Here is a 16,101-nt window from a genome sequence, read left to right on the forward strand (position 1 = left end):
GAAATGACCGACACAAAGACGCCGACGCGTAGCGAGGCACCAATCGCGGCACTCGTCCTCGGCGCTGTGGGCCTCATCACGGCCCTACTGTCGTCAGCGCCAGGCTTCCCGCTCGTCGCAGGAACAATCGCCGTCCTAGCCGGCCTCTACACCATCGTGAAACGCGGCGACAAGCCGATCCCGAGCATGGCACCCATCGGACTAGTCCTCGCCATACTCGGAATCGCCATAGCCGTCATCCGCGCCTCGTAACACCGCCCCACTTGTGCCCGTTGCGGTTGATGTCCGGACGGCCCTTGTAGTAACCGTCGATCGCATCACGCAACGCCTTCTCAGCCCAGTCGATGCGCGGCTTATCCGGCCCCTTGAACGCGAACTGATTCTCAGCGTCCATCGCCTCAGACATGGGAATCCCATGCGGGCCGATCTCCAACGCCATGCGACGGCGAGCGAGCAGATACGTCACATCCTCACGGGTGAACTCCGGCTCCCTGGTGACAACAGTCACCCCCGTGAACACCCCGTCAGCGTTGTAATGCTCGTGCCGTTCAACCGGTTCACGACCCAACAACCGCGACGGGGAAACCCCCATACTGTCGGCTAGCTCGACTTCCTCCGCGAACCGACCTTGGAGGCTTTTTTTGCCTTCTCGATCTCCTGCGCCGGGTTCCACTCGTTCAACGCCCAAATGGCGTCAGTCACAGCACTGATCTCCGCACCGGCCAACGACGGAATCAGGTCAGCCCACGCCTCAGCAGGAATCGCCGTACCATCCGCGAGCGCACCCGTCCTCGGGGCCATCTCCAACACCACCGCGTTGAAGTTGTACCCGTACCGCTTATCAATCAACGAATCCAAGCGGGCCGGATGGCGGGACACACACTCAGCCCACACGTCACCATCAGCACGCTCAAACACCAGCTCATACAACGCCCCGTTCACGATCACCGGAACAGGCGACGACTTCGGCTTCGGCGCTGCCTTAGCAGCCGCCACATCCTCAAGAAAACCCATGATCCCCACCACTCCCCACAGAAAAAGGTGAAGCCGGGGCGGGCGTGGGGGTTACCCGCCCCGGCAGTCTGGTTAGGCAGCGAGCGTCGCGCCCTTGACCGTCACATCGGTGATGTAAAGGGTCTGCGACGTCGTGTCGACACCGTTCTCAACCGGTGCGTCAGGACGCTGAGCGCCAGCCTTGAACGTGATGATGTCGGCCTTCTGAGCGGCAGCCCAAGCCGTCGAGTTCGCCACACCGCGGCGAACCACGAGGTAACCTTCGGTGCCCTCAACGAGCGTGAGCGAAGCCGAGTCGGCAGTGGTCGACGTGACGTACTTCACGTTCAACGTCTCCGACTTCTTACCGGGCTGCTCAAGGTTCTGCTCGAGGGTGAGGCGGCCGTCAGCGACGACCGCCTGGGTGATCTGGTAGTCGAACCCGTCCGGGGTGAACGAGTACGTCAGGTCAACAAGAATGTCCGCAACAGACTGGGGGTCGTCGGCAAGCTCGACGAACCCGATCCGCCAGCGGCCATCGGACTGGGAAGAGACAGGAACAGTTTCAGCAGCCAAGGGATTCTCCTTCTAAATGAGTCCTGTCGGAGAACCCGCAGGACCGGGTTACCCGCGGGGTGCGGGCAGCTTTCGGGCACAAAAAAAGCCCCTCAAGGGGGCTTCCTTTCATGCGGCGTTAGACGGGTTCGGACAGAATGTCGAACGCAATCGTCGCGAACGGCAACACAATCGGGCCGTCCTTATCAATCTGAATGGGACGCGAAATCCACGGGTCGGGGCAGAACGCCTGACGGCCGGCAACCGTCAACCGGTGATCCTTCATCTGCTCCGTAACCCACGTACCAACTTTGCGGGCAGCCGCCGAATTGTTGCCGACACAGTACAAAACGTGAGACGTCAACAGCGCATCCTTCGACCCGGACAACCGGAGCTGATCCCAGTCGCCCAACGACGACGCCACAACCACATACCGGGCCGGCGGGTTCACGGTCGGCACGGCACCCAACTCGAACACGGACGTGCCCAACTGTGAGTGAGCCTTCAAACGCGCCACAAGGGCGTCATGATGCGCCTCAGCGGTCATATCAGACCCTCCGTCGCCAACCCGATACCCTTCTCAAAGTCGGGTTCGTTCTTCTTCAACGCGGCAGCACCAAACCCGCGAGGCCCAGTGTTCGGCGTCCCATACTCGAGCATGCCAACCACCGCACCCTGACCCTTCAACTCCGGGCCAATCTCCGCAGACATCGCAGACTTACCGAGGACCGCCGAAGACGCGCCCTCAATGTCGTACGAGATCGCCGCAGCACCACCAGGGACAGTCGACGAACCGGACCAGTCAGCCCGCCAGTCATCCTTGATATGCCTTGCGGACACCTCGAGCGCCTGACGGATCTTCGGCAATACCTTCACCGGGGCTGCGACAAGGTCAGCGGTCAACGTGTTCAGCTCCGAGAAATCGAAGGACACCCCGTCGCTCACGACACCACCTCAACGGGCAGGCGGCGGGCAGTCGAGTAGGTCTGCGGGAACATGCCCGACACGAACCCTTCGAGACCCACCGACTCGGGGTCAGTGGCTGACGAAAGGATCACAAACCGGTCCGCGTTCTTCACACCACCAGTGCCCTCAACTGGCACATCCAGGCGCGGCGACTGCACGGCCAACAACTGCGACTGCGCGTCCACATCACGGATAGCAGCAGCGGACCGCAGCACCAGCCGTGCCGGCCCCGACCACACATCCGTGTCCGTGAACTCCGGGTTACCGTCATCATCTGCGGTATCCAGATAGGCCCGCCGAAAGATCCGCACCGTGTCCGTCATCAACGACTCCGCGACACCACGCCCCATACTCAACGCGCCGCGGGCGATGCTCACCGAGAACCCCCAACATGCACGTCCGTCGAGTACTGCCGGCGAATCAACGCGATGTTCCGGTCAGACAACGACATCCCGGTACCCTCGCCACCATCAGCGAACGCAGCCTTGAAATCGTCAATCGCAACCGACGACAGGCCGCCGACAGTCAAACCAAGGTTCAACTCGAGCGGCACCAACGCCTGCGACACCAACACACACGCCCAACGCTTCAACCCCTCAGGGGCCACCGCGTAACCATACGTGAACGTGATATCCACCGGCTCACACTCATCGACATACACGACCCCATCACGAAGCGTGTACTCGACCGGGTCACCCTCGAACTCCACCGCATCAACCGAAATCACAGGCTGCTGCGGCAACACCACAGCCCCCGTACCATCCGGCCACCCAGAGAACGTCGCCGACGACTGCGGAAACACCTGCTGCCCAATAACGTCCTCACGAAGATAAGTGGACGCATCCTCAAGCAGCGTAATGATCCAAGCTTCCTCCTCCGCGGTGAAGGTCCGGTTCAACCGGGCCGCCAGATCATCTGCTGTTGCGAATGCGTCCACCATCACTCCTCTACTTACGGGGTAGCGTCGAACTCAGCCACGGCAAGCGCGGTCGGACGAACAACCTTCGCACCGTAAACGTGAAGACCCTTGAGGCCATCAGCGAAGCGCTTCTCGAGGCGCACAGCCTCAACCGACGTGATCTGCTCAGCGAACGTGGTCGCGATGCCGTGACCAGCGATAGCAAGGCCACCGGTAGCGGCGGCGTCAGTGACAGCCGGAAGGTTGTTCGACTTGAACAGCGACAGGCCAGCGATCTCACCGATGAAGCCGTTCAAACGAGCGAGAGGCGACGCGGAGTCGCCAGCCTGAATGAACGAGTCCAGCTTGAGCAGACGGCCGTGCAGCGAAGGCGAAACGACCGACCAGCGGCCCTCCTCGGGAACGTTGTCCTCATCGAGCGTGACCGAAAGGTCAACGAACGCGTCGTACAGGTTCTGCTTCGTGGTGTGAATCGCGACAGTGCCAAGGTCGTTCGACGTGCCCTGGATCGCGGTGTTCATCGCGGCCAGCAGGAACGCGTCGGACACGTCCCGAAGCTGGTAGGTCGCGTTGTCCAACGCCTGGTTCATCACAGCACCGCCGTTGACCGACTGCGCACGCTCAATGTCGTCCAGCTCGAAAGCAAAGTACTTCTGCTGGTCGATCACGAGCGAACGGGTCGCGTCGTCGATGTCTTCGAACGTGATGTCCGTGTGAGCGGTGTAGGTGCCGATGGTCACGTCATTGATTGACGTGATCTTCACCGAGTCACCCTGGCGCTTGATCTCGCCCTCATAGTCGCGGTTCACAAGACCGCCAGCGACGGCCTTCTTCCGAAGCGCGACGAGGATCTTTGCAGTCCACAGGTCAGGAACAAAATTGGTAACAGCCATTAGATAGCCCTCCTAGGCTTAGCTCTTACCCCCGAGCAAGTCCGCGAGCCGGCCAGCGGCCTCAGCCTCAACGATCTCGTCAGGGGTCATGCGTGAGAGTTCTTCGCGCGAGCGGATCTGAACCGGCTTACCGTCACCCTTCGGCCCCGTATCTGCGTCGCCGTCGAAACGGCGCGCCTTATCGGCTCCAAGATGGGGTTTGCGGGCGATCAGGTCATCAATCGCAGCGTTCAATGCGTCGGCGTCAACGTCGCCGTTCTCTGACACGTCAAAATTGGAAAGCTGGATGAACAGCGCCGCGTCAGTAGGGTCAGCAAGCCGCCCCTTAGCCGCAGCCTTCAACTCAGCCCGAAGGATCGCTTCGTTCTGGGTCTTGCGCTTCTCAACCTCGGCGGCAAACTCCGCCTCGCGTCCCTGCAACTTCGCCTCAAGCTCGGCAGCACGGGCCTCGGCATCACGGGCACGGGCACGCTCAGCATTGCGCTCAGCCTTCATTGTGTCCAAAGCCTTCTTGCCCGCATCACCCAAGGCCTCGGCACCCTCAACGGGCGCATCGACCTCAGCGGAGGCGTCAACAGCAGTGTCAGTGTCGACAGAATCGACGTTCGCTTCATCCGACATGGGAATTGCTCCTAGTTGGTTGGTCGCCGCGTTGCGCGGCACTATCTCCCGCGAGGAGCGGGAAGCTTCATCGCCCGAAGGCCGGGAGGACGTAACCCTCCGTAGTGAGCAGCCGGATAGCGTTCTCACGCGTACCCGCCACCCGGTAAATGTCGTCAACGGTCAGACGCGAAGGCGTCCCGTACTTACGTGCAGCCTTCGCCGTACCCAAGCCACGACCGCGGATGTTCTCCACGCGACCGACGTCGGCACCGTCACGGATTGCCCGCGCCTCGGCCCTGCCAAACGTCTTGTCCTGGGCTTCCTTCGACAACGAATCGAAATAGTCACGCGGGTTGATCGCCATACCCTCACCCAGCGCCTCAGACGCCGGAATGTGCATGCAGTCGCACCGCGGATGACGGAGGAAACCCTTGTTCCACCCAAACCACTTACCCGCGAGAATCACGCACCGCGAACACGACGGCGTATTCAACATGCGGGCGTAACCACCCAGCTTCGGGCGCTGAATGATGTCCGCGTGGTACACCTGCCGGCGCGTATCAGCCATGACCGTCAGAACGTCGCGTGTCAGATGCGTTCCGCCCGTTGCGAGCGCTTCGCGAACCGACGCGCCACCCTTGATAGACGTCTTCACGCTGATAAGCGACTGATCCAACAAGGTGCCCATCGGGCGGCCATCGGGGGCGGTAGCGACGAACCGGGGAGGGTTCAACCGCCCCGCAGGGTCACCCACCTGGTTCGTCTCCGCCAACACCGCATCCGTGTACGGCAACGCGGCACGCACAGACGCCACACGCCCCCGCTCAACGACCGCAGACAACTCCGACCGCACACCGACCCACTGAGACGAAAAATCGTCACCCAGGCGACGCCACAGTTTCGCCGTACTAGCCGACGTCACCGCCGCTATCTTCTGCTGCGTCCGGTACTGCTCCTGAGCCGCCCGCGGAATCATCCAGCCCCCTCATAGCAGCCGCGATCTGCGGGTCGTTCAACTCGTCCTCACGCATCTGCATGACGCGCTCAACCTCAACCGGGTCCAACCCGTCAAGCTCGAGGATGTATTCGAACGGGTAACCGATATTGCGCTTCTTCACCAACGCATCAGCCAACTGCGCCTCGGAACGAATCTCCGGGTTCATCCACGCAATCGTCGCCAACCGTGTCTGCCGAGCAAGGGCCTTATCACCCATCGCCAACGCAACAAGCCGGTACACCTCACGCAAAGCAGGCGTCGCGAACGTCTGGAACTCGAGGGTCTTCTTGACGAGACCAATCTCCGACGCCTTCAACCCCTCACCGTTCACGTTCGACATGCCAGCAGTCGTCACCAGGTACGTCGGAGGCGTTCGCGTCTGAGCTGCGATATGCCCGACAGCCTTCTCAATGACCTTCGTGAACTGCTCGAGCGACGCGGAAGGGAACGAGTCGATCTTCGCGTTTTCACCCGTCAACCACAGGAAACGCTTCTCCTGCAAGTCGCGCATGTCGACGACCTTTTCGCCGATCTTCTCCCCGTTCTCATTGAGAATGGGGATCTTCGGCGGCTCCTGACCCAGGATCACGCGCGCATCCATCGACGCATAATCCGCAGCCAAGAACATGTACGCCCACAACAAGTTGATGGCGTCCTGCATCGGAATGACACCCTGAATCTCAGAGATCGGGTCGCCCTTCAACGTCGGCCGGTTCGGCACCTCAACAACCGGCACCACACCCATAGGGTTCTCCAACGGCCACGTATTGTCAGCCTTACCCCGGCGAGCCTCCCAGCCACCAGGCGCGGCGGACTGAACCTTCGACTGCGCCGACTGCGACTCACGCTCAGACGCCGTCTTGAACCGCGAACGCTCAAACTTCCACACCGCATCCGGCGTGTACAACGTCGCGTACTCGTTCGACTCGTCAACCCACGTCTTCAACGCAGCAACACGCTCACGCGGGTTCGCCCAGTCGTACTCAATCTCGACGTCGGAACCGTGCTCCCACGAAATCAGCGGCTCATCATCCGAGTTGCCCCAAACGATCACAAACGACCGCGACGTCGTCAACGAAGCAACAAACCCCTGAGATGACTGCATCTCCATCTCATTGAGCAACCACTGCTCCCACAGCTTCTTGCCCGCATCAACGGACTCGCCAATCTTGATACCCGTATGACGAAGACGCTCGGCCTCAGCATCAACCACCGGCCGCGTCCAGTTATCCGAGAACCCCGCATAACGGGCAGCATTCGCCTTACGCCACTCATCAGTCGCGAAAGACAACGGCTGCAACCCGTTGTAATAGTCCTCACGCGTCTGAAAGACGCTACGACGACCATCAAGACGGGCATAAATACGGTTCACCATTCGGAGGGCTTCATCTGCATCCAACGGAGCCTCCAAAGGGGGTAATCAGTAGTAGACGTATTCGTCTGCCTCAGGTGTGTACCCGGCAGCGATCACATCCCCCGCAGCCTCATGCGCGAGAACAGAACTCATTGCCAGGTCGATCTTCTGCGTCTCAGACGCCTTGAAAATCAGATAAGTCGGGTACGGGTTACGGGCCATCTCAACCGCATTACGAACATGCGTAGACACCGTCTCGTTACCGTCATGCGTGAACGTCGACTCAGCCAAAGACACATCCGTCTTCAACCGCTCCAACGCCGCATACATCTGCTTCGGCCGGTACGTCTCCCACCGAAAAACCCGCTTCGGATACCGGCCCTCGAGATCATCAATCTCCGACTGCCAATACGGCGGGTCACAGTACGCGCGCACCACGTCGTACCGTTCGAACAGCTCATGGAACGCGGCCATCACCTCGAGCCGGGGCACACGCCCAGACCACTCAGCAGGGTTCCAAATCGTCGGCCGGCCGTCATGATACGTCGGCGTGAACTGGTAGCCGTCCAGGGTCTCCGCACGGATACCCGTCCAGTCGTTCACATCCGAACCGTCAAACCCCAACACAATCGGAGTCTTACGGGGCACATCGCGGGGGGCCTTCTTCTGCTCCCACTTCGACATGTCCATCCACGCACCAGTACCAGCAACAATGCGGTTCCCGAAGAAGCGCTCCGCATCCGCCGGATCCTTCTCCATCAACTCCGCAGCCTCAGCCTCAATAGCGTCAATCGACACCCACGGGGCAGCCCGATAGTTGAACACGAAAATCTTGTGACGCTCAGCCTTGTTCTTGAACGACAAGTGAGCGGGCGGCTGCTGGAAATCCTTATTGATATCCGCCGCGCGCGCCTCAAACGTGCGCTGCGCAACCGAATCCTGCGACGGATCCCACGAGTTCGTCGTCTCAATCGAACGACCACCCATACCAGCCAAACCACGCCGCTGAGTCTTCGACAACTTATGGCCGCCGTTCGACTCCAACCACAACCCGGTCTCATCCTGAGCTGCGAACGTGATGCGCTGACCCAGCCTCGAGTTAGCCTTCGACGTCACCACATCAATACGGCCACCACCAGGCAGACGAATGAACTCCTCACCCGTCTTCGGAATCAGCTCAGCCAACGGCCCCTTATCAATCATCGGCCGCAACGCGTCATACGTGTTATCCGTCTGATCCTCAGACGTCGCCGTGATCTGAATCAACGGAGTAGTCCACGGACGCCCCTTAGGCTCGCCCGCGTCGTACTCGTACCACCAACCACAACCACACCCGAAGTCGCGGCAGTCATACACGTCGCCTGCCTCAGCGAACCCGTCGAACACGACAGGCCCGACACCCTCAGCGCACACGAACGCAGCAATCAGCGGAGACTTGCCCCACTTCTGCGCCCGCACCAACTGCGAACGACGAAACACGAACGCATCCGCCGGCTTCACGATCTTGTCCAGCCGCGTACCCGACTTCACCCGGTAATGAGCGGCGACAAACGACAACTGCTCATCACCCAGCACAAACGCGCGCCCAATGTCATCACCATCAGGGATCACACAATGCGCTTCGATCCACTCGGGAACCAGCGAAAACTCAGCCATCGAAAACGTCCCCGTGCGATAGCAACCTACGCAGCCCCTCGAGGACGCGCGGCTCAGGCGGGTTCTCAAGCATCGAGCGCAACTGCTCAACCTCGCGCGGAGTAAGCCACAGGATGTCGTCATCCATTGAGTGCACGCAACCGATCCTTAGCCGAAACACCACCAGACGAACGAACAGGCTCAGAACGACGGGCGCCCAACTCATCCTCGGCGAACTTCCAACGCAACGAATGCATACCCGGCAGCGACAAACCGATCTCCGCAGCCATACGCAGTGCAGCGGTCTTCAACCCCGAGTTGGAATCCGGGCCGGTCGACTCGATGAACGCCCGAACATAAGCGGCCACCTCATACTCAAGGCCCAACTTCGACCACATGTGAGCCTGCGGCTTCGACCACAGCGCTTCCCAAAGGGCAAGCTCACGGTCACGCAGCGAGTCGGTGCCGTCAGGGTCAAACACCTTGACCCGCTTCTTGTCCTCGAAGTAAATGTCGTAGACGGGGATCCGCTCAAGCGGGAACGCGGGCACATCGCCCTGAAACCCTTCGGCCGGCAGAGTCACCCAGGCCGCATCGCCCGCACGATCACGCCGAAGCGCATTCGGATCAGCAGGCGGACCACTACTACGCCGAGCACCACCAGAAGTCATACCCGTCACCCCCGCCAGCATTGCGCCGACATAGAAAAGGGGCCACATTGCGCGACCCAAAGGCTTACCCAGAAAGTGTTTGAACCCGGCGCACCAAAAAACGCCCTCCCCGGCGGTCTAGAGCGCTGTCACGTTTGGGGGTCTCCCCCCACCCATGTTGTGCCCTCGCCGGCTGTCAGGTGGCGTGCCAGCCTCCTGGTTGGTTGTGTGCGGTCTCGCTGTTGTGACATGACTCGCATAGTCCGCGGCCGTACTGTGCATCATCAGCGTTCAACCCAAGCGTGAGTAGTTCTTTGCGTGAGCGTGGGTGATGGTCAGCTACTGTGCTCTCTCGTAGGTGGCACAGCACACAGATGGGGTCTCGTTCTAGGGTTTGGTTGCGGAAGTGTTGGTGTCCGCGTGAGTTGTACCCACGTTCGGTAGCGCTACCCCTTGCCTTGTCCGCTGCACGCCTGTGTGCTTGGCATCGGCTGCCCTCGTCGCGGGGGAAGATAGCGGGGCATCCACTCACTGAGCAGACACGCATCAGTCTTTGCGGTGGAAGTCGTAGCGTTTAGTCCAACCCCGGGTGTTGGAATCCCTCTCCCGGTCGTCGTCTTCGCATACCCCTGCTGCTAGGGCTGACGTGTATTCTGCACCGCATCCTGGGTACTCACATGCGTACAACGTCAGTGCTCCAAGCGTTGTTCGATGTGGTCTGCTGCGTTCTCTACCTCGAGCACGTCGACTGTTTCACCGTGCACATCTACCGTCCAACCGTGCATCTCGCCGAACTGTTGCAGGGCGTCAGCGAATCCCGGCTCGCACATGGCGTCTGCGATGCTGTCCCAGAACGCCAGATCATTCGTCGTCATCGTGGTGCCACCTCAAGGTCTGCTCGTAGCAGTCAATGTCGCCGCAGTAGTTCGTCGCGATGATGACCCGCCCGGTGATCGTCCAGCCGAACAGCAACGTCTCTCGCGAGAACTCATCATGGCCGCGCAGAAACGGGACCAGGGTGCGCCATCCGAACCAGTACCATTGCGGCTTCCAGAACCACACCCGAGACGCCTTGACCGCGCGCACCTGCGCTTCGATGTCAGTCATCGTCTTCAACTCCCCCGTACAACGGCAGATCCTGGTACTCGGCGGCCAGCATGCGAACCAACCCGACAGTGGAGTGCCATGGTTGCGACTCGGGCACCAACGAGTCGTAATAACTGGACGTGGTCGTGTGCATGGATTCGGAGTACACGAACGCAACCCAACCGGCGGCAATGTTCCCCTGGTTTTCGTCGGCGATGTGCGCTTGGATGGCGTCTTCAACAGCACGCAACGTTTCGGTGCTCATCGGATGTGTACCGGTGTCCAATCCAGTTCGTCGTAGTCGTGTACCGCCGTGCAACCACCCGTAACTTCGGGTGTGCACTGCCAGCCCCCGTCACGAAGGCACTTACGTTTCCGGTCTTCGCACACCGCGATCAACGACATGCACGGGGCTGCTGCGTACCAGTGCGCTTCGTGTGGTGGCAGTTTCCACTCTTGGTGGAGGACGGATTCGCAGCAGGGAATCTCGAACTCTTCGACGAGCAGTACCAGCGACGTGTCTTCTAGCAGGTCAGACATGACCGGGCCGTCTCATGGGATGTCCGTCCAACCTCTTGCGATGAACACACGCGCGAACGACGCGGGAATGACTGCGCCTGCTGGCCTGTGGTCGAAGAACACATGAACCCCGCCGGCCTGCAACGCCAGGTCGCACAGCTGCGAGCACACCAGCCGTGACGTGTCTGCCACGTAGGACCGCAACCATTCTGGTGTTGACCGGCCTGTGATCAGGGCGGCCCCGACAGCGAAGTAGTCCGACCAGGCATACGGTGTGCCAACCCTTGTGCGGGCGAACACGGCGATGCGGCGTCGTTGTGCACGGCGTAGCGGGAATTGTGACCACACAATGCCGGGGTAGTAGTCGATGGGTCGGATTCGTGCGCCGCCTGGTTCGGCGGACACAACTTCGTGTTCGTTGATGGCGACGATCATGTGCGTCCAGTTTGATTTCGACGCCCATGCCACAACCCCGGAAGCCCAGCCGCCGTCTGTGGGGACCAACCCGACTTGTCCTGTGAGCATGTTCGGCCCTCGAAGTTTCAGCTCTTTTTGAACAGTGCTGCGAGGAGCACTTTCAACGCCAACAGGAACCCGTTCAGCGGGCGCTTATCGTGGTGCGGCTCACTCAACGTCATCACCCACATGACAGTCGTCGGCGGCAGGCAGTTGAAGTTCTGTGTCTAGGGGCAACTCGATGCGCGCATACATGGTTCCGTCTTTCGTGAAAAGGAAATCAATGTGGCGTCTCGTCACCGAAATGACCCGGCGCATCATTCAATGAGTTCTGCGAAATCAGCCCACTCCGTGGCGACCTCGGCGGCGTGCGCCCGCAGGTAATGTTCCGAGAGCGCAGCTCGCAGCGCGTTCACGCCACGTCGACTGACCGCCGCTTGGCAATACCGGCACCTGACTTCAAGGGCCATCAGACGGCCCACGACTCGTCAATGTGGTACACGGCTTTTGTCAGCAGCGAATCCGGTGCGGCCTCGAAGTGGTGGTTACACAGGTCGAGTGCACCACTCGAGAAGATGACCCGGTGGAACGCGGCCGCAGCACATTCGCCTTTGTCGCAACGGTCGGTGGCTTTCAGAATCCGGCGCGGCACCTCAACGGGCACCGACGCAGGATCAACCGTCCAGCCCACGACGCTCACCGCCCAGGATCACGGCCGGCTCAGCATCCATCTGCCGGTGAACACGCCTCGCGGCACGAGCACGCTGCACGGCGTACGGGGCACCGACCAGTGCAGGGGCCGCCAGTGCGACACCCCACAGACCCGCTGCACCGCAGAGGGCGTACGCCGACACACTTATCGCCGCGGCAGCCGCCAGACGGACCACATTCCGGGTTGTCATGAGTCACCACGCCTCCTCAGTCCTTCGTGAGTCGCCGAATGGCAAGAACGTTCGTGCATGCGCCGCCGTCGTACTCGAACTCAACTTCCGCGAGCACGTCGCCCCGGTGGTCTTCGATCTGCCAGTGCACCCAATTGGCCACCGACAGCCTCCAGTCGCGAATGCGTTGCGCAAGTTGGTTGAGGGTTATGACCTCGCGCTGCGAACTCATGACCAGCCCCTTCACGCGGCCTCAACCGCAGAGAGCCGGCGTCTGCTCATTTCCACGTACTCTTCGACCGCGTCGATACCGATGTAATCCCAGCCGTTACGGATCGCGGCAACACCGGTCGAGGCGCTGCCGCTGAACGGGTCTAGGACGGTTCCACCGGGAGGGCATACCAGCTTGCCGACCCAGGCCGCCAAGGCGGGCGGGTACGGGGCGGGGTGCGCGACGCCGTTACTGCGGTCCGACTCGGTAGGGCGTCCGAGATTGATCTCCGCGACGTCCATACATCTTGCGATCGTGGGTTGCTTGTTGCTGCCCGCGAAGGAATGCTCCCAGCCGTTATTCTTCGCGTTCTCGCTCAAGAACCAGCCCTTCTTGTTTGTGGGCGGGACAGTCTTTATGCCGAGCGCCTTCGCGTCGCTCCACGGTTGCCCGTGCTTAGCGAACCAATGCAATGACTCCCACGACCTCCGCGGCTTCCGCGGGCTTCCTGTGGGAGGAGACGACCGCTTGAACCAGATGAGTTCGTCGACTTCGTTCCAACCGACCTCGCGGAGCGCGAGGCGCGTTCGTAGCACGTAGTCGCTGATCTGACCGTTCTTGATGTGTGGTCGGATGTTGATAATCGCGGACCCGTCGGGCTTCAACAGCCTGCGGACCTCAGCCATCCACGCAACAGTCCACGCCGGATACTCCGACTCGGGAACGCCCCCGTACGTCGACCTCCGCTGCATTGCATACGGCGGCGACGTGATAACCGCATCAACAGACTCGGCGGGAAGCGTCTGCATCACCTCAATGCAATCCCCGTGCAACACCTGAAACGACAAAGGTTTCCCCCTCAACGGCAACAACCTGCCGAAACACACCAAAGGCAGCGCCCGAAGACGCTAGAAGCGCGCGAACGGCAACAACGCGCCGGTCACAGAATCTCCTCGAAACGGACACGCTTACCCTCGAACACAAACGCATTCATGCCCGACGACGAACGCTCACCCTTCAAATTCGAGAACCACGACGAACCAGGATCAGACGCCGGCCCAACAATGACCCAACGCTTATCACCCGACTGATACTTGCGGTACGAATGCCAATGCCCGACAAGCAGGTAGTCGGCATCCCATGTGGGCATGCGCCCATGATCCTGCTTCGACCACCACTCACCCATACGGTCAGCACCCGACGACTGGTGACCATGCACCATGCCCACAGACACCGTGTCAAGCTTCACCGTCATCGACTCCATCAGAGCCTGAGGGAACTCGAACCGCACGTTGGGGAGCACATCAAGGATGCGTTGGGTGTCCTCGAGCTGACGGCCCACAGCGATACCGAAATCGGCGTGCGGGTTGCCCGCGTCAGCTTTCAACCCGGTACGCCAACGCCCATGGTTCGACGTGACCCGCGCATCAACAACCTCACCCACGAGAGGGGCGATGATTTTGAGCGACTGCAAATCCATTTTGAACGACTGCACCAGCATGTGCGGCACATCAAGGTCGTTCGTGTCACGCTGCGAGTTCGTCGAACAGGTGTTCTCGATACCGTCGCCCGTGCGTGCGAGAAGCACTTGCCGGGGCCGGTACTCACGAATGTAGTCAGCGAACCTGGCGTACGAGTTCAACACCCGAGCCTCAGTCTCAGGCGTACCACCATCGAAGTCCGTCTTGCCCCACTGCTCATCGGTGGGCTGCAACACGGCAGAGTCCACCAGGAACTCACGCTTCGCCGGCACGTACGTGAAACCCTCAACGAACTTCGACGCCGCAACCCAATCAACGGAACCGACAGCGTCAGACGCGGACTTGGGGCGAACATTGTTGAGCTTGTTCCAGAACCCACCAAGCGGGTTCGAAGTCCAACCCCACGTGAACGACACTTCGTCAGGGTTCTGACCCTTTGAGCGGATGAAGTCGCAGTAGTCTTCGAACCCCCACGCCGTCTCACTGAACCGAACATACGAGGCGGAACCGTCATGGTTGTGAGTCTCGGACTCGCCAGACGACACGGTCGAAGTGGAACGTTCGAGGAGCGGCGCACCAGTGGTAAGACGCGACCGGTACTTGTTCACAGCCGACTTGGCGATCCCCCACTTGCGGGAAACCTCACCACCCGACAATGCCAGGTCTTTCAGGTCAACCATAAAATCGGGGTTATCGAGCAGGGGGGAACGCTGAGACACGATTGGCCCCTTTCGGGGAGTCCGTTTTACGAGCTGAGCCCTGTTGAGTTGTTGGGCCGGCCGCACCTTTACGTGGCTCCGGTGTGTTGAGTTGTGTGGGTGTGTTGTTGCCGTCAACCCCACACGGGTGGCAACATTTCCGGGCTATAGCGTGTGGCACTGGTCCCGTCCGGACAACACCCGTTGCCCGTTGTGGGGGCGGTGGGGATCGAACCCACTTGTGCAATGCACACGCGATTTTGAGTCGCGACCCTGAACCAAGATCGGAACGCCCCCATGCGGCCTACGCCGCTTTTGCCGCCTTGCGTTCACGTTCTCTACGTGAGTTCGCAGCGCGGCAAAGATCACACCGACAGCCCCGCGTGCAACTCAGCGGGTCGCCGTGGTCGACACTTCGCCCGTACGGCTTGCGCGGGCCTCGTGCCAAAGCCTGGTACTCCTCGCGCCGGCGAGCGTTGCGCTCGTCGTACCACTCCCGCCTAGCGGACAGGCAGACATCACAACGGCACCGGCGCTTCATCCAGGCGTAGACGTGGCCGTGACGAAACCCGATCTCGAGTTGCTCCGCGCGGGTCTTCTCAATGTGGCAGTCGCGGCACAGCAACTGGCACTTGTCCAGCTCTGCGCGCACGTCAGCGTTGTTGACAGTCATGTTCGACCCTATGTCGAACGACTTCTGGTCGGGGTCGATGTGGTCGAACTGTAGATCGTCCTTCGTGTGGCACCATGCGCACGAGTCGCCTAGGTAGGCGATCAGGTCGGCGCGTCGCTTGTAGTAATAGGCGCGGTGATACTCACGGACGGAAAGACCCGCTATCATTGCCATATCGACTCCTTGAAAGTCGGTCATGACCCCGGCCTGTTGACGCAGGCGCGGGGTTTCTCTTTTGAGTTTGTGGGCCGCTGATTTGCATGCGCTGGCTCAGCGGCCGAGGCCTCGATAGCGCCCCTGCTGATAAGCAGGCGCGTCGAATACGTCGGTAGTTAGCCGACGATCACTCACCACAGGCTCGTAGTCCAGGCGAGGAGTAATGCCCCGGTCAACTGCGCGCTTGTTCTCTACGCTCAGCCTCTATTTGCTGGCCCGAATGAAGACGATCGTGCGTGCCGGGGACGACAAAAGCAGCCCTTCATGCCGTTTTCGGGCGCGATAGGACTGCTTACCGATAATTGTAGCGGGTTT

Annotated in this window: 23 protein-coding genes and 1 tRNA gene; 1 reads left to right on the forward strand and 23 read right to left on the reverse strand. The window is 60.7% G+C overall.

Translation table 11 applies throughout. The features are described 5' to 3' along the window. The first annotated feature begins 3 nt into the window (after positions 1-3). A complete protein-coding gene (locus tag J2X63_RS15855) occupies positions 4-252 on the forward strand; it encodes a hypothetical protein (protein ID WP_309978974.1) in 249 nt (82 codons plus the stop codon). On the opposite strand, the gene J2X63_RS15860 is transcribed toward J2X63_RS15855, so the two are convergent. The 23 genes from J2X63_RS15860 to J2X63_RS15970 form a co-directional block, all read right to left on the reverse strand. Further along, positions 236-520 (reverse strand): hypothetical protein, encoded by a 285-nt coding sequence (locus J2X63_RS15860; protein ID WP_309978976.1) that lies wholly within the window; start codon positions 518-520, stop codon positions 236-238. The genes J2X63_RS15855 and J2X63_RS15860 overlap by 17 nt on opposite strands. 80 nt (positions 521-600) lie before the next feature. Then, positions 601-1,026 carry a hypothetical protein gene (locus J2X63_RS15865; protein WP_309978978.1) on the reverse strand — a complete coding sequence of 142 codons (426 nt, stop codon included), beginning with the start codon at positions 1,024-1,026 and terminating at the stop codon, positions 601-603. A gap of 60 nt (positions 1,027-1,086) precedes the next feature. Next, a complete protein-coding gene (locus J2X63_RS15870; RefSeq protein ID WP_309978980.1) occupies positions 1,087-1,569 on the reverse strand; it encodes a hypothetical protein in 483 nt (160 codons plus the stop codon). A 118-nt stretch (positions 1,570-1,687) separates the two neighbouring features. Next, positions 1,688-2,095 carry a hypothetical protein gene (locus J2X63_RS15875; RefSeq protein WP_309978982.1) on the reverse strand — a complete coding sequence of 136 codons (408 nt, stop codon included), beginning with the start codon at positions 2,093-2,095 and terminating at the stop codon, positions 1,688-1,690. Further along, positions 2,092-2,493 carry a hypothetical protein gene (locus tag J2X63_RS15880; RefSeq protein ID WP_309978984.1) on the reverse strand — a complete coding sequence of 134 codons (402 nt, stop codon included), beginning with the start codon at positions 2,491-2,493 and terminating at the stop codon, positions 2,092-2,094. Before J2X63_RS15880 ends, J2X63_RS15875 begins: the two co-directional genes overlap by 4 nt. Continuing rightward, complete coding sequence (locus tag J2X63_RS15885) at positions 2,490-2,891, reverse strand: DUF6093 family protein (protein WP_309978986.1); 402 nt, start codon at positions 2,889-2,891, stop codon at positions 2,490-2,492. Before J2X63_RS15885 ends, J2X63_RS15880 begins: the two co-directional genes overlap by 4 nt. Continuing rightward, entirely contained in the window at positions 2,888-3,454 is a 567-nt protein-coding gene (locus tag J2X63_RS15890) for a hypothetical protein (protein WP_309978988.1), read from the reverse strand. The genes J2X63_RS15885 and J2X63_RS15890 overlap by 4 nt, the downstream gene beginning before the upstream one ends. 11 nt (positions 3,455-3,465) lie before the next feature. After that, positions 3,466-4,326, reverse strand: a complete 861-nt coding sequence (locus tag J2X63_RS15895; RefSeq protein ID WP_309978989.1) for a P22 phage major capsid protein family protein — start codon at positions 4,324-4,326, stop codon at positions 3,466-3,468. 18 nt (positions 4,327-4,344) lie between these two features. After that, positions 4,345-4,947 (reverse strand): hypothetical protein, encoded by a 603-nt coding sequence (locus J2X63_RS15900; RefSeq protein ID WP_309978990.1) that lies wholly within the window; start codon positions 4,945-4,947, stop codon positions 4,345-4,347. 67 nt (positions 4,948-5,014) lie between these two features. Further along, positions 5,015-5,701 carry a hypothetical protein gene (locus J2X63_RS15905; RefSeq protein WP_309978991.1) on the reverse strand — a complete coding sequence of 229 codons (687 nt, stop codon included), beginning with the start codon at positions 5,699-5,701 and terminating at the stop codon, positions 5,015-5,017. A 136-nt stretch (positions 5,702-5,837) separates the two neighbouring features. Next, positions 5,838-7,325 (reverse strand): phage portal protein, encoded by a 1,488-nt coding sequence (locus tag J2X63_RS15910; RefSeq protein ID WP_309978993.1) that lies wholly within the window; start codon positions 7,323-7,325, stop codon positions 5,838-5,840. 21 nt (positions 7,326-7,346) lie between these two features. Then, positions 7,347-8,936, reverse strand: a complete 1,590-nt coding sequence (locus J2X63_RS15915; RefSeq protein ID WP_309978995.1) for a hypothetical protein — start codon at positions 8,934-8,936, stop codon at positions 7,347-7,349. 119 nt (positions 8,937-9,055) lie between these two features. Then, a complete protein-coding gene (locus J2X63_RS15920) occupies positions 9,056-9,499 on the reverse strand; it encodes a hypothetical protein (RefSeq protein ID WP_309978997.1) in 444 nt (147 codons plus the stop codon). A 755-nt stretch (positions 9,500-10,254) separates the two neighbouring features. Further along, positions 10,255-10,440: a hypothetical protein gene (locus J2X63_RS15925; RefSeq protein WP_309978999.1), complete on the reverse strand. Its 186-nt coding sequence runs from the start codon at positions 10,438-10,440 to the stop codon at positions 10,255-10,257. Then, positions 10,427-10,672, reverse strand: coding sequence for a hypothetical protein (locus tag J2X63_RS15930; RefSeq protein ID WP_309979000.1), 246 nt, complete (start codon positions 10,670-10,672; stop codon positions 10,427-10,429). Before J2X63_RS15930 ends, J2X63_RS15925 begins: the two co-directional genes overlap by 14 nt. Beyond that, positions 10,665-10,916, reverse strand: a complete 252-nt coding sequence (locus J2X63_RS15935; RefSeq protein ID WP_309979002.1) for a hypothetical protein — start codon at positions 10,914-10,916, stop codon at positions 10,665-10,667. The genes J2X63_RS15930 and J2X63_RS15935 overlap by 8 nt, the downstream gene beginning before the upstream one ends. Positions 10,917-11,203: 287 nt before the next feature. Then, entirely contained in the window at positions 11,204-11,605 is a 402-nt protein-coding gene (locus tag J2X63_RS15940; RefSeq protein WP_309979004.1) for a hypothetical protein, read from the reverse strand. Between the two features lie 490 nt (positions 11,606-12,095). Further along, positions 12,096-12,326: a hypothetical protein gene (locus J2X63_RS15945; protein WP_309979006.1), complete on the reverse strand. Its 231-nt coding sequence runs from the start codon at positions 12,324-12,326 to the stop codon at positions 12,096-12,098. A 218-nt stretch (positions 12,327-12,544) separates the two neighbouring features. Next, on the reverse strand, positions 12,545-12,739 hold the full coding sequence (locus tag J2X63_RS15950; RefSeq protein ID WP_309979007.1) for a hypothetical protein: 195 nt from the start codon (positions 12,737-12,739) through the stop codon (positions 12,545-12,547). Between the two features lie 11 nt (positions 12,740-12,750). Continuing rightward, positions 12,751-13,527 (reverse strand): site-specific DNA-methyltransferase, encoded by a 777-nt coding sequence (locus tag J2X63_RS15955; RefSeq protein ID WP_309979009.1) that lies wholly within the window; start codon positions 13,525-13,527, stop codon positions 12,751-12,753. 131 nt (positions 13,528-13,658) lie between these two features. Then, on the reverse strand, positions 13,659-14,918 hold the full coding sequence (locus J2X63_RS15960) for a hypothetical protein (RefSeq protein ID WP_309979011.1): 1,260 nt from the start codon (positions 14,916-14,918) through the stop codon (positions 13,659-13,661). 193 nt (positions 14,919-15,111) lie between these two features. After that, a tRNA-Leu gene (locus J2X63_RS15965) sits at positions 15,112-15,194 on the reverse strand. Between the two features lie 7 nt (positions 15,195-15,201). Continuing rightward, positions 15,202-15,768 (reverse strand): hypothetical protein, encoded by a 567-nt coding sequence (locus J2X63_RS15970; RefSeq protein ID WP_309979013.1) that lies wholly within the window; start codon positions 15,766-15,768, stop codon positions 15,202-15,204. Positions 15,769-16,101: the final 333 nt, after the last annotated feature.

Origin of the sequence: Agromyces sp. 3263, assembly GCF_031456545.1 — a bacterium.
Lineage (GTDB): Bacteria > Actinomycetota > Actinomycetes > Actinomycetales > Microbacteriaceae > Agromyces.

Bases quoted from the DNA above. Each gene is read 5' to 3' on its own strand.
- J2X63_RS15895 (WP_309978989.1), bottom strand. From the start codon at position 4,326: ATGGCTGTTACCAATTTTGTTCCTGACCTGTGGACTGCAAAGATCCTC.
- J2X63_RS15925 (WP_309978999.1), bottom strand. From the start codon at position 10,440: ATGACGACGAATGATCTGGCGTTCTGGGACAGCATCGCAGACGCCATG.
- J2X63_RS15890 (WP_309978988.1), bottom strand. From the start codon at position 3,454: ATGGTGGACGCATTCGCAACAGCAGATGATCTGGCGGCCCGGTTGAAC.
- J2X63_RS15900 (WP_309978990.1), bottom strand. From the start codon at position 4,947: ATGTCGGATGAAGCGAACGTCGATTCTGTCGACACTGACACTGCTGTT.
- J2X63_RS15950 (WP_309979007.1), bottom strand. From the start codon at position 12,739: ATGAGTTCGCAGCGCGAGGTCATAACCCTCAACCAACTTGCGCAACGC.
- J2X63_RS15855 (WP_309978974.1), top strand. From the start codon at position 4: ATGACCGACACAAAGACGCCGACGCGTAGCGAGGCACCAATCGCGGCA.
- J2X63_RS15875 (WP_309978982.1), bottom strand. From the start codon at position 2,095: ATGACCGCTGAGGCGCATCATGACGCCCTTGTGGCGCGTTTGAAGGCT.
- J2X63_RS15955 (WP_309979009.1), bottom strand. From the start codon at position 13,527: ATGCAGACGCTTCCCGCCGAGTCTGTTGATGCGGTTATCACGTCGCCG.
- J2X63_RS15930 (WP_309979000.1), bottom strand. From the start codon at position 10,672: ATGACTGACATCGAAGCGCAGGTGCGCGCGGTCAAGGCGTCTCGGGTG.
- J2X63_RS15940 (WP_309979004.1), bottom strand. From the start codon at position 11,605: ATGATCGTCGCCATCAACGAACACGAAGTTGTGTCCGCCGAACCAGGC.
- J2X63_RS15915 (WP_309978995.1), bottom strand. From the start codon at position 8,936: ATGGCTGAGTTTTCGCTGGTTCCCGAGTGGATCGAAGCGCATTGTGTG.
- J2X63_RS15935 (WP_309979002.1), bottom strand. From the start codon at position 10,916: ATGAGCACCGAAACGTTGCGTGCTGTTGAAGACGCCATCCAAGCGCAC.
- J2X63_RS15970 (WP_309979013.1), bottom strand. From the start codon at position 15,768: ATGACCGACTTTCAAGGAGTCGATATGGCAATGATAGCGGGTCTTTCC.